This window comes from Thauera carbonicopians (assembly GCF_025699485.1).
GTDB lineage: Bacteria > Pseudomonadota > Gammaproteobacteria > Burkholderiales > Rhodocyclaceae > Thauera.
The window spans coordinates 304,203-317,688 of sequence record NZ_JANUXN010000001.1 but is presented as its reverse complement, the minus strand read 5'-3'; the positions used below and the strand labels follow the sequence as shown (position 1 = coordinate 317,688).

Annotated in this window: 21 protein-coding genes; 1 reads left to right on the top strand and 20 read right to left on the bottom strand. The window is 61.7% G+C overall.

Translation table 11 applies throughout. The features are described 5' to 3' along the window. Positions 1-10 precede the first annotated feature (10 nt). The 6 genes from NX068_RS01590 to NX068_RS01565 all read right to left on the bottom strand — a co-directional run bounded on the left by NX068_RS01590 (position 11) and on the right by NX068_RS01565 (position 6,013). Positions 11-3,001, bottom strand: a complete 2,991-nt coding sequence (locus NX068_RS01590; protein ID WP_263459539.1) for a type IV secretory system conjugative DNA transfer family protein — start codon at positions 2,999-3,001, stop codon at positions 11-13. An 8-nt stretch (positions 3,002-3,009) separates the two neighbouring features. Then, a complete protein-coding gene (locus NX068_RS01585; RefSeq protein WP_263459538.1) occupies positions 3,010-3,765 on the bottom strand; it encodes a hypothetical protein in 756 nt (251 codons plus the stop codon). A 73-nt stretch (positions 3,766-3,838) separates the two neighbouring features. Beyond that, on the bottom strand, positions 3,839-4,795 hold the full coding sequence (locus NX068_RS01580; RefSeq protein WP_263459537.1) for a ribonuclease E domain-containing protein: 957 nt from the start codon (positions 4,793-4,795) through the stop codon (positions 3,839-3,841). Further along, positions 4,792-4,923 (bottom strand): hypothetical protein, encoded by a 132-nt coding sequence (locus NX068_RS01575; RefSeq protein WP_263459536.1) that lies wholly within the window; start codon positions 4,921-4,923, stop codon positions 4,792-4,794. Before NX068_RS01575 ends, NX068_RS01580 begins: the two co-directional genes overlap by 4 nt. A 44-nt stretch (positions 4,924-4,967) precedes the next feature. Beyond that, on the bottom strand, positions 4,968-5,600 hold the full coding sequence (locus tag NX068_RS01570; protein WP_263459535.1) for a hypothetical protein: 633 nt from the start codon (positions 5,598-5,600) through the stop codon (positions 4,968-4,970). Further along, a complete protein-coding gene (locus NX068_RS01565; protein WP_263459534.1) occupies positions 5,597-6,013 on the bottom strand; it encodes a hypothetical protein in 417 nt (138 codons plus the stop codon). The genes NX068_RS01570 and NX068_RS01565 overlap by 4 nt, the downstream gene beginning before the upstream one ends. 469 nt (positions 6,014-6,482) lie before the next feature. On the opposite strand from NX068_RS01565, the gene NX068_RS01560 reads away from it, so the two are divergent. Further along, positions 6,483-7,514, top strand: a complete 1,032-nt coding sequence (locus NX068_RS01560; protein WP_263459533.1) for a hypothetical protein — start codon at positions 6,483-6,485, stop codon at positions 7,512-7,514. Here the strand turns inward: NX068_RS01560 and NX068_RS01555 are convergent. The 14 genes from NX068_RS01555 to NX068_RS01490 all read right to left on the bottom strand — a co-directional run bounded on the left by NX068_RS01555 (position 7,484) and on the right by NX068_RS01490 (position 13,485). After that, the gene (locus NX068_RS01555) at positions 7,484-7,975 is read right to left on the bottom strand and encodes a hypothetical protein (protein ID WP_263459532.1); all 492 of its coding nucleotides are present in this window, start codon (positions 7,973-7,975) and stop codon (positions 7,484-7,486) included. The two genes, NX068_RS01560 and NX068_RS01555, sit on opposite strands and share 31 nt — an antisense overlap. Next, positions 7,972-8,301 carry a hypothetical protein gene (locus NX068_RS01550; protein WP_263459531.1) on the bottom strand — a complete coding sequence of 110 codons (330 nt, stop codon included), beginning with the start codon at positions 8,299-8,301 and terminating at the stop codon, positions 7,972-7,974. Before NX068_RS01550 ends, NX068_RS01555 begins: the two co-directional genes overlap by 4 nt. A gap of 4 nt (positions 8,302-8,305) precedes the next feature. After that, positions 8,306-8,497 carry a hypothetical protein gene (locus NX068_RS01545; RefSeq protein ID WP_263459530.1) on the bottom strand — a complete coding sequence of 64 codons (192 nt, stop codon included), beginning with the start codon at positions 8,495-8,497 and terminating at the stop codon, positions 8,306-8,308. Positions 8,498-8,628: 131 nt separating this feature from the next. After that, entirely contained in the window at positions 8,629-8,763 is a 135-nt protein-coding gene (locus NX068_RS01540) for a hypothetical protein (protein ID WP_263459529.1), read from the bottom strand. A gap of 206 nt (positions 8,764-8,969) precedes the next feature. Further along, positions 8,970-9,263, bottom strand: a complete 294-nt coding sequence (locus NX068_RS01535; protein ID WP_263459528.1) for a hypothetical protein — start codon at positions 9,261-9,263, stop codon at positions 8,970-8,972. Then, complete coding sequence (locus NX068_RS01530; protein ID WP_263459527.1) at positions 9,250-9,423, bottom strand: hypothetical protein; 174 nt, start codon at positions 9,421-9,423, stop codon at positions 9,250-9,252. The genes NX068_RS01535 and NX068_RS01530 overlap by 14 nt, the downstream gene beginning before the upstream one ends. Beyond that, positions 9,420-9,998: a nucleotide-binding protein gene (locus NX068_RS01525; RefSeq protein WP_263459526.1), complete on the bottom strand. Its 579-nt coding sequence runs from the start codon at positions 9,996-9,998 to the stop codon at positions 9,420-9,422. Before NX068_RS01525 ends, NX068_RS01530 begins: the two co-directional genes overlap by 4 nt. Continuing rightward, complete coding sequence (locus NX068_RS01520) at positions 9,998-10,156, bottom strand: hypothetical protein (RefSeq protein ID WP_263459525.1); 159 nt, start codon at positions 10,154-10,156, stop codon at positions 9,998-10,000. Before NX068_RS01520 ends, NX068_RS01525 begins: the two co-directional genes overlap by 1 nt. A 142-nt stretch (positions 10,157-10,298) precedes the next feature. Then, positions 10,299-10,877 carry a hypothetical protein gene (locus NX068_RS01515; RefSeq protein ID WP_263459524.1) on the bottom strand — a complete coding sequence of 193 codons (579 nt, stop codon included), beginning with the start codon at positions 10,875-10,877 and terminating at the stop codon, positions 10,299-10,301. A 10-nt stretch (positions 10,878-10,887) separates the two neighbouring features. Continuing rightward, positions 10,888-11,094, bottom strand: coding sequence for a hypothetical protein (locus NX068_RS01510; protein ID WP_263459523.1), 207 nt, complete (start codon positions 11,092-11,094; stop codon positions 10,888-10,890). 74 nt (positions 11,095-11,168) lie between these two features. Then, positions 11,169-12,473, bottom strand: a complete 1,305-nt coding sequence (locus NX068_RS01505; RefSeq protein WP_263459522.1) for a hypothetical protein — start codon at positions 12,471-12,473, stop codon at positions 11,169-11,171. A gap of 2 nt (positions 12,474-12,475) precedes the next feature. Further along, the gene (locus NX068_RS01500) at positions 12,476-12,634 is read right to left on the bottom strand and encodes a hypothetical protein (protein ID WP_263459521.1); all 159 of its coding nucleotides are present in this window, start codon (positions 12,632-12,634) and stop codon (positions 12,476-12,478) included. A gap of 141 nt (positions 12,635-12,775) precedes the next feature. Beyond that, positions 12,776-13,231 carry a DUF6573 family protein gene (locus tag NX068_RS01495; RefSeq protein ID WP_263459520.1) on the bottom strand — a complete coding sequence of 152 codons (456 nt, stop codon included), beginning with the start codon at positions 13,229-13,231 and terminating at the stop codon, positions 12,776-12,778. Beyond that, a complete protein-coding gene (locus tag NX068_RS01490; protein ID WP_263459519.1) occupies positions 13,228-13,485 on the bottom strand; it encodes a hypothetical protein in 258 nt (85 codons plus the stop codon). Before NX068_RS01490 ends, NX068_RS01495 begins: the two co-directional genes overlap by 4 nt. Between the last annotated feature and the right edge of the window lies 1 nt (position 13,486).

Here is a 13,486-nt window from a genome sequence, read left to right as displayed (position 1 = left end):
GAACTCCGGATCAGGGGGAAAGGGATTTGCGGTGTGCGGCTAGGGTGTCTTTCACATGCTGGACGCTCATGGACTCGACAGTGGCGAAGTCGATCCGGGCATGACCCGCACGGTTCAACATGCACAGGACTGAACCACGCACCGACAACTTGTCGGTCATCTGCCAGGTTTCGAGGATCGGCCCCACTTCCAGCGTGCCGCTCATGTGGACGGGGATATAGGTCTGGTCGCGCTGCTCGGACAGCGGAACACGACGGGTCAGACCGCGATACGGCGTCATGCCTTCCACCACCACCTGCATGCGGGCACCACCGCGGCGATCGAGGTCGCGCAACATCTTGGCGCCCGCGTGGTTGGGGTCGTGGTAGATCGTGTTCTCTTGCGTCAGGATGGCGCGCTTCACGTCCATGATGGCTTGCGGTGGCGCTTGCACCATCAGCCTCTTGGCCTCGCCTGCCCGCTGCTTCAGATACTCCAGCGTGGCTGCGGACGTGTCGAAAGCGACCTGCGACGCGAAGTCTTCCAGGAAGTTGATCGTGGCCTCTTCGCTCTTCATCAACTTGACCAGGCCTTCGATCTTCTGCGTGGCGTAGACGAAGAACAGGCCCATGGAGCGCGCCATCGAAGTCAGATCGGCTTCCAGGGGTGAGACCATGAACTGGCATTCGTCGACCATGTCCATGACCGAGCATTGGCCCGTGGCCTTGGCCCAGTCAGAACCGTACTTCTCGCTGCGGATCTTGATCGCCTTGAAGATCTTGGTCTTGACCAGTTTGGCGATGATCTTGCCGCTCTTCTTGAACTGGGTCGTGGGCAGGTTGATCCCCAACCACTCGCCATACAGGACGCGCAATACGTCAACGCCTTCTTCGGTATCGGCCCAGGCGGTCTCGCCGTGGTCAACGCCGTCGATCATGCCGCCGCGCAACTTGTCCGATTTCAGGAAGGACAGAATGTCGCGATTGACATTGATCATGAAGGACGAGCGCTGCTTGTCGTCGGTGTTGGGCCAGGTGCGAGTGAAGTAATCCACGGCACGCGCCAACACACGGCCCTGCTCCAGGAATGCCGGGTGGATCGTGGTGGGTTCCAGCAACTTGCGCTCGTCGTACTTCTTCTTCTCGGCCTCGAACTCGGCGGGCTCCTGTCCGGGCAGTTCCATGGGCCGTGCGCCCAGGAACAGGAACAGATCGAGTGCGTCCTGGTTGGGGCGCCCCAACCCACCGCGCATGATTTGCGGCGTGGCCAGGATATTGGCGATGGTGGAGTAGCACGCTGGCGTCCACTTGAACTGGCGGGTGGAAGCGATGAACTTCTTGCTACTGTCGGCTGCGGTCTCGATCGAGCGCAGTTGTTCTTCCACCAGCCGGTTGTCCAACTTCAAGCGGCGGTTCTCTTCCTGCTGGCACAACAGGTAGTCGATCTGGAGTTCGTAGGACTTCACCTGCAGGTCCTTCTCCACCTTGCCCGCCTTCTCGTGCTCCACCAGGGCATGGAGGATGGTCAGGGCGAACAGGTGGAAGTTGTCGGCACCGTCTGTCCAGATCGCTTCGCCCTTGATCCCGTCGTCCGTGGCTTCGTTGAAGGCCTCGGCCACCGTTTCCGGATCCATGCCTTGGAACGGGGCGAACTTGAGCCCTGGCTCGATCACGATATCGAGGAAGTCACGCATGTCTTCCACCATCGAGCCCTTGCCATCCGACAGGATGGCGCCGATCTGCTCTGGCAACATTTTCATGCGCAGGGCGACGGGGCGAAGGAAGGATGAAGTCTTACCCTTACCGCTCCTGCCCCAGACCATCAGGTGCATGGAGAAGTCCAACATGGACAGACCCATGACCTGGCCTTCGTCGGGCGCACTGGGCAGATCCATCTTGCCGGTGACGCCCTGGGCGATGGCCAGCGGAATGATGGGCGTGGTGTCGCGCGCCGCTTCGCGGATCTGTTCAAGGCGTGCGGGTGCCAACTTGCCCGTATCCGAACCACCGCCATGGGTGGGACCAGCCTTGTACAGGCTTTGCAGGAGCAAGGTGGCCGTGCGTGCCCGCTCGTTGCTCTTCATGTAGTAGAAGGGATACGCGCACGCGGGCAGGAACAGACCCAGCGTCTTGAACGCGTCCAGCGACGACGGCAACAAGGACAAGGCAAAGTTGACCGCCACCAACACGAAGACCATGCCCATGGCGTGGAGGAAGCGGTTGAACTTGGTGACCAGTGGCGTTTCGGTCTTGCCGGTAGTCGCACCCGATCCGATGAAGGCCAGCAGGAAGGCCAGGATGGACAGCACCCCGATCGGCAAGATCGCGCCTTGTGGCGTGAACTGCGACCCGGAGAACGCGCCCCCCAACAGCGGAAGTCCCAGGGATAGCGCCAGCACCTTGAACAAGGTCAAGGCGTCTTCGGCCTGGTAAATGGTGTAAGCGTGTAGCGCCATCAAGGGCAGGCCCAAGCCCAGCGCAACCAGCGGCCCCAACCAGGGGATCTGGTAGACAACGAACATGGCGGCGGGCAACACGGCGAGCACACCCATGACAATGCCGGTGGCAGAACTGTCGCTGCCTTCGTAAATATCGCTGGGTTCCTGGTAGCCGTTGGTGCTTCGCCCATCGACCGTGAATGCGTTATCCAGAGCGTTGGTGGCCAGGTCGGGGGTGGCGCGAGCAAACCAGTTCACGAACACCCAACGGTCCTCGTTGCTGATCTTCGCAGGCATGTACCACTTGCCATTCCGTTCGGTCGCACCCAGCCGTGCCAGTTCGGCATGATCTTTTGGCTCGACGTACATCAAGGGTTCGCCTTCCTTGGGCGGCGCACGGTTGACCATGTCGCTGGTGGGCGTCAGGTAGTCGAATGACTCCTGGGCACGGGCATAGACCCAGCCTCGGGCGTTGGCCTCGACCGGGTTGTAGGGACGCCGATGGACCAGGGCGGACACACGTTCGGCCACCTGGGTGAACAGGTTGGCCACGGTGTAAAGAGAGAGGTAGTCAGACAGTTTCATGGGTGGCCTTACTTGGGGTTGACGAGTTTGAGAAGCGCCTGCTGGTCATGAACCGACAGGCACCCCTGCTGGAACACCAGGCTGTCCACCCAGGTTTGCTGGCCCTTCTGTTCGTTGATCTGTTTGTTGCCTTCGATCGCGAAATCCGCGCACTGCGAGATCGACCACGACTTGCCGATATCGACGATGGCTTGGGTCTTGTCGACGCAACCGGACTGCAGGACGGCGTAGCGGTCGCGCTTCTCGTCCGTATCCCGCACGCGCAGATCCGAAACTTCGTCCAGGCACTTCTGGGCGGAATAACCGGCCACCTCGGCCGCCCACTCCTTCTTCAAGCCTTCGCGCTTGGCGGCGTACTCCCGCGCTTCTTCGGCCGCGTTCTCGGCCTTGCGCTGGTTATTCCACTTCTCCGCACCCGCAAACGTCTTCTGGACCAGACCGGCCGAACCCACCAGGACCGTACACAGCAGCGCGGTCACGATCGGCATGACGTACCCAACCAGGCGGTGCTCGAAGTAGCGCACCTGCGTGTTCCACTTCGCGCCCTTGCCGAACCCGTCAGAGAACTTGGCGGGCTTGCGCTCAACGGGAAGCGCATGAAAGCGCTCGGCTAGCAGTGCCTTGACGGCGTCGTTGTCGCCGGGGATCTGTTCGGGTTTGGGTGCGCCCAAGCAATGGCGACCGTAAAAGTCCAGCACACGGCCAGCAAGACTGATATGGGCCCAGCGGGCACGTCCATAGTCGGACGGGGGTAGTTCGCTCATGAAAAAATACCTTGGTCAGTGGTATGACCAAGGTAGAGGCGTTGTCTTTTTTGGCAAGTCTGAACTTGCGAACCTACAAGCGCTTTTCCAGATCGTCCAACTTGTCCATCGCGTCGTCCTGCCAGGTCTTGGCGGGTGCTTCCTGCTTCGCGGGCTTGGGCGCTGGCTTCTTCGCAGACTTCTTGGCTACGGGCTTGGGTACGGACTTCACAGGCACGGGGTCAGGCGTGGCCACGGGTTCAACCTTGGACGACTCGGGGACAGGTTCGACCACAACCGCGGTTTCGACTTTCGGCGGCTCGATCACTGGAGGGGCCACCACGATAGGTGCTGGCGCAGGGGGCGCTTCGACCTTCGGCGCCTGGACTGGGGCCTCGACCACGACTGCGGACGCGGACTCCTTATTAGTATGTATCCAAGCCACCGCCCCGGCGATCGCCAGGACCGCCACGCACGCGCCGATCCCGAGCGGACGGCGACTGCGCTGCGGCTTGACCACACGCACGGCGGACGCCGGCACCGTGGCGGGCAACGCGTTCAGGACGGCAGACCGGTCTTCCGGGGAGTGGACCAACCCCATGCGCTGTTCGACCGGTTCGGGGCTGGCGTGCCAATCCTGAACGAGGTGGTCCACTGCTTCGGCTCGGTCCTGGGCAGGTTCACGCTCGCCGCGTTCCACCAACCGATCGAAGGCGGATCCTCGCAGACGATCCCGATCTTCGGGCTCTGCCACCGCCATGAGTACGGACACGTCCATGGGAGCATTCATCGTCATGTCGTAGCCAATAGCAGGATCGGCGACTTCAGGTTCGGGCTGGGCTTCCTCCGGTGCTTCTGCCTCCGACTGTTGTTCCTGCGCAATCTCCGGCGCTGGATCCTGGAGGGGCTCGGCCTCCGTGGCCTGCACCTCGAACTCGTCCAGCACCCCGTCGAACATGGACGGCTTCGCTTCTTCCACGATCGCGAGTGCCGGCGCGGGCTTGGGTGCCGGGGTGGCGAACAGATCCAGGAAGTCGTCGGCGTTGTTCATGAGCGTGCGGTGGACTTGGCGATGGTCAGCAGACGGTCGGCGACGATCTGGCGGGCGCGTTGGCGGCGGTACTGCTCGACGCAGTAGGCGACCAGGAAGGCGAAGACGTGTTGCTCGTAGTAGTTCATGGTGGGGGTCTCAAGGGGCCAGCCCCGAAGGGCCGGCTGGTGGATCAGGTCAGATCTGGAACGGGCGTGATCACGATCTGGGACTTGCCCTGCCCGCACTTGTCGACAGCCTTGGCGGGCGGGAAGGAACCACGCGCCGACAGTTCGGCCAGCGGGATCTGGCAGGCCTTCTCGTTCTTGCCGTGGCTCTCGATCGACAACGGCTCCTTCGACTTCTTGGCGAGCGCGGCGATCTTGTCCAGGACGCGGACGGTCTCGGGATCGCGGGCCGTCATGCTGGCGGGGTTGTAGGGCAAGGTGATCGCGTCCAGTGCTTCCACCTGCTCGCCCGACTTCGCCTGGACTTGCTTGGTGGTGACGGTGGCGGGAATGCCAGCGGCCTGGGCTTCTTGCTGCAGGGCGCGGGCTTCGTCCAACTGCTTCTTGTAGGACGCAACCGATCCGACGACGGCACCGACGGCGCACGCAGCCAGGGCCTTGTCCTTCTTGCCGGTCAGGAACGCGAGCGCGCCACCTGCAGCGCAGCCGATGGCGCCGGACTTGAAGATCCGCTTCTTGTCGGCCTTGGGCTTGGCGGGTTGTTCGGTGTTGTCGGCAGGGGCCGAGTCCTGGGCCAGCGCCGGAACCGACGCGGTCAGGACAGCAGCCAGCGTGAGGGAGAGAACGGAGGTTTTCATTGGTTGCCTTTGAGTTGGGGGACGGAGTGGTGGCCGTGATCGGCGGGCGCCGCCGTGCGGGGTTTGGTCTGGCCGTACAAGAACGCTTCCTTCACGGCCTCGCGCTGGGACGCCTTGAGATCGGACAGGAAATTGCCCAGCACATGGCGTTGTTCATCCAGGAAGCGGGCGCGCTCCTGGGCTTGCAGGGCGTCGGCTTCCAGTAGTCGTTCCAGCACGCGGGACAGGTCGGCGCGTAGGTCGGCGGCGAAGGCGCGCATGTCCTGGGTGGCGTCGGTGGAGGCCAGCGCTTGATCGGTCGACTGCTTGAACAGTTGCGAGATGGATACGCCGCGAGCGTCAGCCAGCGCTTGATAGCGGGCCAACTCCTGCTCGTTCATCCAGATCGAAGCGGTGGTTCCTTTCTTGCTCATGCGTCGCACAATGGGTGGAAGGTGTTCATTCCACCTTACGGCGCTTGTCATCCTTGGCAAGTCTGCTTCTAAAGGTTCGCAAACCCCTTCGCAACAAGGCTGGAAGGCCGTTATTCGGGGGTCGCTTCTATTGGGCTTCTAAATGTGGCGATAAGCCTTGCGGGACAAGGGCTTGCACCTGGTTTTTAGGTTCGCGTTCTAGTGCAGTGGAAAAAACACCATGGTGCGTGTTGTCCATGCTCTCGGCTTGCTGTTGTCGCTGGTCTCGTCGCTCCATCGTCGAGCCACCACAACGCCAGCCACCTCAAGCCTTTTTCGCTCTGCTCGCCGCCTTTGCTCTTCCGGCCAACAACCACTAACGCTCCACCAGTGGTTGTTGGCCGGCGCGTTTTTCCATCGGTTCAACCGTTCGCTTGCCACACACAACAAGCCCCCTACACTGCTTCCATCGCTACTCGTTCAGGTTCCAATGGTTCCCGTTGCCGCCTCAATGTCGCTCGCTCAATTCCAATCGGCCATTGCTCCGCTCGATGTTCGCCGTCGTCTCTGCCCACCCAAATACGCCCGTCGCAAACGTCTTGCCCATGCTGGCTCACGCTGCCCGCTCTGTTCCATCGCCTACGATCCCACCACCTCCAACGGCCCCAACTTCCCGTCGCTCGCCTCGCTGGTTCACACGTCCTTGGGTGGCCCGCTCACTGTCGATAACCTGTTCGTGTGCTGCCGTCGCTGCCAACAAGTGCGCGCCTCCACCGATCTGCTAACCGTCCCCAACCTGCCCGCTGACCTCGCGGCTCAACGCCACGCCGTTCTCCTGCTAGCCCAAAATCACCTCGCACCCCTGCCCCCTTCCACTACGCTGGCCGCTTACCGTTCGGCGCTGGCTCAACGTCATGCCCTGCCCCGTTCGCGCGTCTATGCCGCCCAAGCTGACGATGGTTCCTGCTACGTCGGCGTCTCCAGCCGCTATGGCGATACCCAGTCGAAAGGGCTAGCCCGACTGCTGGCCCAGGTGGCGGGCACGCCCCTGAACAAGTCGCCACGGCTGACCGTCTACCGGTTGGAGGACGACGCCTTCCGTCGGGTGGTGTGGCAACTGATTGAAGCGAACGCGTGGGTGGTCGGGGTCGGTCGCAGGTCTCGGTTGCGCGACTTCCAGGACTACTGGTGGCTTACCTCGGCCAGCGTCGGGGAGTTGCGGCTACGCAAGGTCGCAGGTGTGCAAGTCCCGTTGAATGCGTCCCGGCGTGAAGTGGGACCGCGTGCAATGCGGCAACGGAAACTGGTGGCCGAGCGTCGGGCGAAGGCCCAAGCCAAGGCCGATGTGTTGTTCCTGAAACAGGCCGAAGTGGATTTCGACCAGGCGATGGGTCGGCTACGCGACCAGCAGGCGATGGGGTTGCCGGGGGAGTTGGAAGAGACGCGCTACTACGTCAACCGCTACTGGGCGGCGTACTCGAAGGTACACGGTCAGGCGGCAATGCCCAGCCTCAACCAGTAGCGCAGAACCCTGGCGTCTTCCCCGGTGCTGTCGTTCACGGCATTGATCGCGGCTTGAACGGCACTGGGCAAGTTGGCGCGACCGAAGGTCTGGACGATCGAGGCGCCCGTGCCGCGGCGACCGTCGGCGAACAAGGGCCTGGCCTGGTCCAGGAACGGGTCAGCGCCATGCGCGATCAGCCATTCGGCAATCGCGTTCAGGCGATCACAGGAAGCCACGTCGCCCTTCGTTTTCATCATGGCGTACAGGTGGCACAGCACGGCCATGGGGGTTAGGTCTTCCTCCGACCGGGCGTTGGTCAACGTCCAGTCCAGGTCGAACTCCGACGGGTTCTCGCCTACCTGATAGTGGGGTTGGAAGGTCTTGGCGACGGCGCGCAGTTCAGCCAAGGCGTCCTGGACGGTCTGCAGCCGTTGGGTCTGGATGGCGTCTACAAGACGGGTATAGCGGGCGTGGTTCATGTCAGTTTCCTTGGGACAAGGTGGTGGGCGCCGCGCAGGACGCTGCCCAGGTTTCGGGCTTCGCGGAGAAGAGCGGCAATGGCTTCCTCGGTGCCGGGTGTCCCTACCAGGGGTTCCAACACGTCGAACTCTTTGTAGATCAGGATCCCTGGCGTGCGGGAGACCGATCGGGTGGTGTTGATCTGGAAGATCCAGTCCGGGATCAGCGCACAGATCAGGCGGTAGCAATATGCAGGTTGACCAGCCAGGCCTCCGGCGATGGGGTTCACGATGACGGCGTAGGTGTGGCCGGAAATCGGACAGACGTGGTGTTCGAGAATGCGCATGGGTTTACTGGAAGCGGTCGAGGATCCATTCGCGGGGCGTCTCGAACAGCACAGAGGCAGTTGCCAGAGCCGCCAGCACCCAGATCAGTTTGGTGAGGTCGTAGCCCAGCCAGGCCATGCCTGCGGCGAATGCCGGCAGGAGAACCCAGGAGGCGACGGTGGCGAAGATGAGGTTGGTGGTCGTCGAGGTAGTCATGGGGTGGTCTCGGGTTAGCGGGTCAGCGTGATATCGAAGGTGCCGGTGTAGCAGCCGGGCTGGGGCTTCTCAAAGCGGAGCGTCGAGCGGGCGATATTGGTGGTGAAGTTGTTCATGGCGTCGGTCTCCTGTTAGCCAGCGATGAGGGGAAGGACGGTGGCCGTCAGCATGGCCAGGCCGGTCAGCGCCACGGCCAACAGGCCGTTGGTGCGCAGGGCGATGAAAGAGTGTTCTTGCGAGTGGGCGATACGATCAAAAAGGCTCATGTCTGGGCTCCTGGTAGTGTGGTGATAGCAGTTGCTAGCACATAACCATTATTGATCCGTTGTTCTTTTTGACAAGTGGTCAGGAAAGACAATCGTGCGATTTTGTACGCGGAATAGAAAAAGAAAAACGCCCCGATTTCGAGGCGCTTGTTCGACACATTCATGCCACGTCAGTGGCCGGGATCTTCTAGTTCCAATCCACGCTCTTACACGCTGTCGCGGGTGATCACCCGCCACCGCTCCTGCCCTTGCTCCAACTCGGTCAAGGCTTCTTCCATCAGGGCGTAGATCGCGGCGCTCTTGGATCCCAGGATCGTGCGATTGAGGCGTTCCAGAAACTCGTCAGGCACCCGCAGGAACACCACCTTGTGGGCCTTGGCTGGCAAGGCCTGGACGATGATCTTGGGTGGGCCCGGCTCACGGTGAACCAGCAGTGTGCGATCCCGTCCGGGATACGACACCTCGGCCACGTCGTCGACGTTGAGGTCAGTCCAACTCATGATTGTTCTCCCGGTTTTCCAGGACTGCACGGGCCAAGGCCCGCACCAGTTCCAGTTCACGATGATCGGTAATAGCGGCGTCGGCTTCCTCGGGCGTGGCCACAGCCAGGTCGAGTTCGACGATGGAGCCGTCGGGACGGCAGATCAGGGCACGGGTCATTTCTGTACCTCCCGCTCCACCACCTGCGCGAGGTGTGCGATTTCGCTCTGGGCTTTCCCCAGGTGAGGCAGTCCACGCGCCGACGCGACGGTGAGCCCTTTGCCATAACAGTTGGCATACAAGGCACGGTCGCGCAGGACCACGCCCTCGGAAAAGTGCTTCAACAGATCGCGCTGCTCTTTCCGGTCGGTGCGAACGCGCTGTGCAACAGGCACCACGCGCAGCCCCAACTCCTGGAAATACTTCACGCCCCGCGTGTGCACCAGGAAACTAGCCGCGTCCAGCAAGGTCGGAACGATGACCAGTTGGGAGGGCGCATAGTGGTTCGCCAGCCCCGGTGGGTAGTCGTGAATGTAGAGGTCGAACCCCGAAGCCATCGCCGTGGTGGGCACGAACGGCAGTTCGACGCCGGCATTTTGGGCGACCTTGCCGAAGATCAGGGATGACCCCTGCGGGTCGTGGTCGATCAGCGCTACGCGTTGGCCCTGGACGGCGTAGTAGCCGGCCAACTGGAGGGCGATCAGGGTCTTGCCTACGCCTCCTTTGGGTGAGGCCACCGCGATATGGCGTGTCATTACAGGCCCCAAGCCTTCACGGCCTGCTCGGCGCGTTCCTTCTGGTGGTCCATGGCGCGCTGACCCAGGGAGGCCGGATCTACGAGGGAGACCAGACCCATCAGGAGGGAAAGGAAGGTGTAGAGGTAGAGGTTGGCGTTGGAGGATTTCGTCTTCATGGTCGTGTTGGTTTCAGGAGTGATAGCAGTTGCTAGCACATAACCATTCTTTATCCATTGTCGTCCTTGGCAAGTCCTAACTAGCGAATCTATACGCATAAAAAAAGCCACCTGGCGGCGGCTTCCTAATTCGGTTCCAGGCTTACGTTCGCTTTCCGCGTCGCTGCGCCAGATTGGCCTGCTGCAGGGCGTAAAGCACCTGGCGCCGACTGGCCCCCAGTTGCTCGGAGATTTCCTTGGGCGTCAGGCCTTCGTGGCGCAAGCGCACCACCTCGTCCCGATCGATGGGACTGCGCCAGATTACGCCCTGGCGTGCCAAAGATTGGGAGACCAGCATGGGGTTCTTCAGATCCAGCCGTTCGGCAATGGTCTTGAAGGACAGGCCCTGCTTCCGCATTGCCAGGATATCGGCGTCCAAGGACATCAACCACGCTTTACGCTTGGCGACCTGTACGGTTCGCGAGGACAAGCCTTCCTCCCGCAGCACCCTGCCAACGTAGGAGCGGGAACGCAGGCCCAGTTCCTCGGCAATGGCTTCCTGGGACAGTCCCTTGTGGAACAAGCGAATGACAGTGGTGCGGCGCGAGGAAATGGAGCGCTTGCGCGCCCGGGCCGTCCAGGGGTCGCCCTCGGCGTCCAGGATTTGACGAACACGCTCCTTGGACAAGCCCACTTCATCCGCAATTTGGCGGAAGGACTTGCCCGAGCGTCGCAGTTCCACGATCTTTGCGTTATTCGCCATAGTAGGCCTTGCGCATGTGATCCCGGAGCCGTGGAACTTCCTTGGGCATGTGGGAGCGGGCCAGGTCGAACGCGATACCGTCGACGTAGACGCCCTTCTTGATCAGGGCGTGGAGCGCACGCACCTTGCCCGCACGGATAGCGTCTTGTAGGGCGCGGGTCTGCTTGGGGTCGTGGTCGGGTTGGCGGGCGAACATGACAAGCCTGTGGATGGTTTCGTACCAGGCTAATATGCTTGTCCTTTCTGGCAAGTCAGGTCTTGCGATCCAGTTCAATCCTGGAACAAGCCCCGCCGATCTCCCATCCACAGGTACATGCGTTCTCCTGCCGACTGAATGTTCCTGACCTTCTTCAGCGCCTTGTCGCTGAACTCGGTCAGGGCTGCGACCGTCGCTTGAGCGGGCCCGTCCTCGGGTGGCGTCTGGGTGATGGTCAATCCCGGATAGGAAATCCGGGCAACGTCGGCCAAGGTATCGAGGTGGCGATGAGTGAGTTGCCGGGAGAAGTTGAACTCCAAGACCTCGCCGGTTTCCGCTCCTACCACCAGGTAGAGGAAGTCGGACTTGGCGCTCTTCATTTCCGTGCCGGTCGTGATGGCAGTGAGCCAGGCGGCTTGGTCGGTACAGGTGAAGGCCACATGGTGTTTGCGGGCGTGTTCCGCCATTCGACGGATCTTGCGCGGGATCGTTTCGCCACCGCATTGGAACTCGGCCACCATGCCTTCATGAGTTTTGCCTGCCAGCGTGGCTCGTAATATGGGCTGCGTCAGATCGGGCCGATGGTCGCCGTAATGCCACTTGTTTGCGTTCTCACTGAACCTTTCGCCACATCCGCGGCAGATGAAGCGCTGAATGACCATGGCGGAGTGCTTGACCGGGCGCGTGCCGAACTTGGCGGTGTGGGTCGAGTGGCATTTCGGGCATGGCGTATTACTGGTCGTTGCCAGGACTTGCTTGGGCCGAACGACCTGCTTCGGTTTCTGTTCTCTTTTCGGCCTCGGTTTCCGCTTCGGTTGCACCCGGACGCCGATACAAGCCAGTTCGTGCTTCATCAGCACGCGATGGACGAACCAGTAGTCGACACCCAAGATTTCCGCCGTTTCCTTCTGGGACAGGCCTTGCGCCCGATAGTCCAAGATCTGCTCCAGTTGCGTTGGACGCGCCCGCGCCTCTTGGGCCTGGCGTTCATTCGCCAGTGCGCGCTGCGCTTCCTTCGCAAGCCGGGACCGTTCCTTCTGCTCTTCCCGCAGGCGTTCGCGTTCCTCTTGGCGTGCCTTGACCACGGCTTGACGCAGGGCGCGTTCGGCCTCGATCCGAGCAACATGCTCCAGACGCTTCTGCTCTCGCGCCCGTGTCCGCTCTTCGTCCTTCCTCGCCTTGACCAGGACCTTGGTATCCACCATCGGATTTTCCGGGCGCATGACCTGGACCTGTTGGGCAAACCGACGCTGGATCACGTCTTCCGCCACCGCCACCGGGCAGTTCAATAGGTTGGCTATACCCTTCGGCAAATAGCCTTCCCGGTGCAGGCGCATGATCGCTGCGGGCAACAGTTGGTCCAGCACGGCCTGGCGCATGATCAGCGCAATACTTGGTTGTTCAAGAAGTTGCGCACGGCCTCGATTTTGCCAAGCGTGCAGGCCTTGTGATCCCGCTCCAAAACCCATCCGTGGCGTGTATGCCACATGTCATAGCCGAAGGCGTGGGCGCGTCGAATAATGGCTTGAACGTCAATCATGGAAGTCTCCTAATGGTCTGCTAGAAGTTGCTAGCACATAACCATTGTTTGACCGTTGTCTTTTTTGGCAAGGCGGCACCATTGAGCGGTTACGCAAAATAGAAAGCCGCCTTGCGGCGGCTTCGTTCGGTTCATCCTTGATCAGTCCTCCCCCGGCAACATCAGGGTCAAGACGGGCTCACCCTGGTCGCCCGGCCCCACCACCAGAATGAACTGCTGGTTGAGCGCCACCGATACGCTGCCGGACCTTGGCACCATCAGCACGTCGAAGTAGACGGTGCTGGTCGGCTCCTTCTGCGCCGCTTCCCGCGCGGCCAACCCAGCCAACGACAGAACGTCGTGCAGCCGGCCTTCGGTGGACTGGCCCGTGGCGTTGTCCTTTCGGGCCTCGTCCTGCTCGTTCCATTCCAGGGCGTGCCACACCCCGCTGGTGCAGGCCATGGGGATCTTGAACCCGTAGCGCGGGGCGATAGGGGTCAGGTCGCACAGCGTTCCATCGTCCAGGGCTTGGGCCCGGGTGTAGACCGAAATCGGCTCGCCCCAGAAGGCTTCCATCCGTTTGCGCTGCAGGTTGATCACGTTGTCGTCGTCGCTCATTGGAATATCCACTCGTTGGCTTGATCTTCGATCTGTTCCAGCCACGCCATGACGCGGCCCGTAACGGGTTCGATCTGTCCGGTGTTGGTGTCGGTTTCTGCGGTGTCCAGGACACGGTGGAGAGTGCCGCTAGCACGGGCACCGGGGGCGTAGACCATCAAGGGCGTGCCCTGCCCTGGATCGTCCGGAAACACTTGGCGGCGGTCAGCCACGACAGTCCAACCGTCAGGGCCATGGAAGGTTTGGGTGTTCATG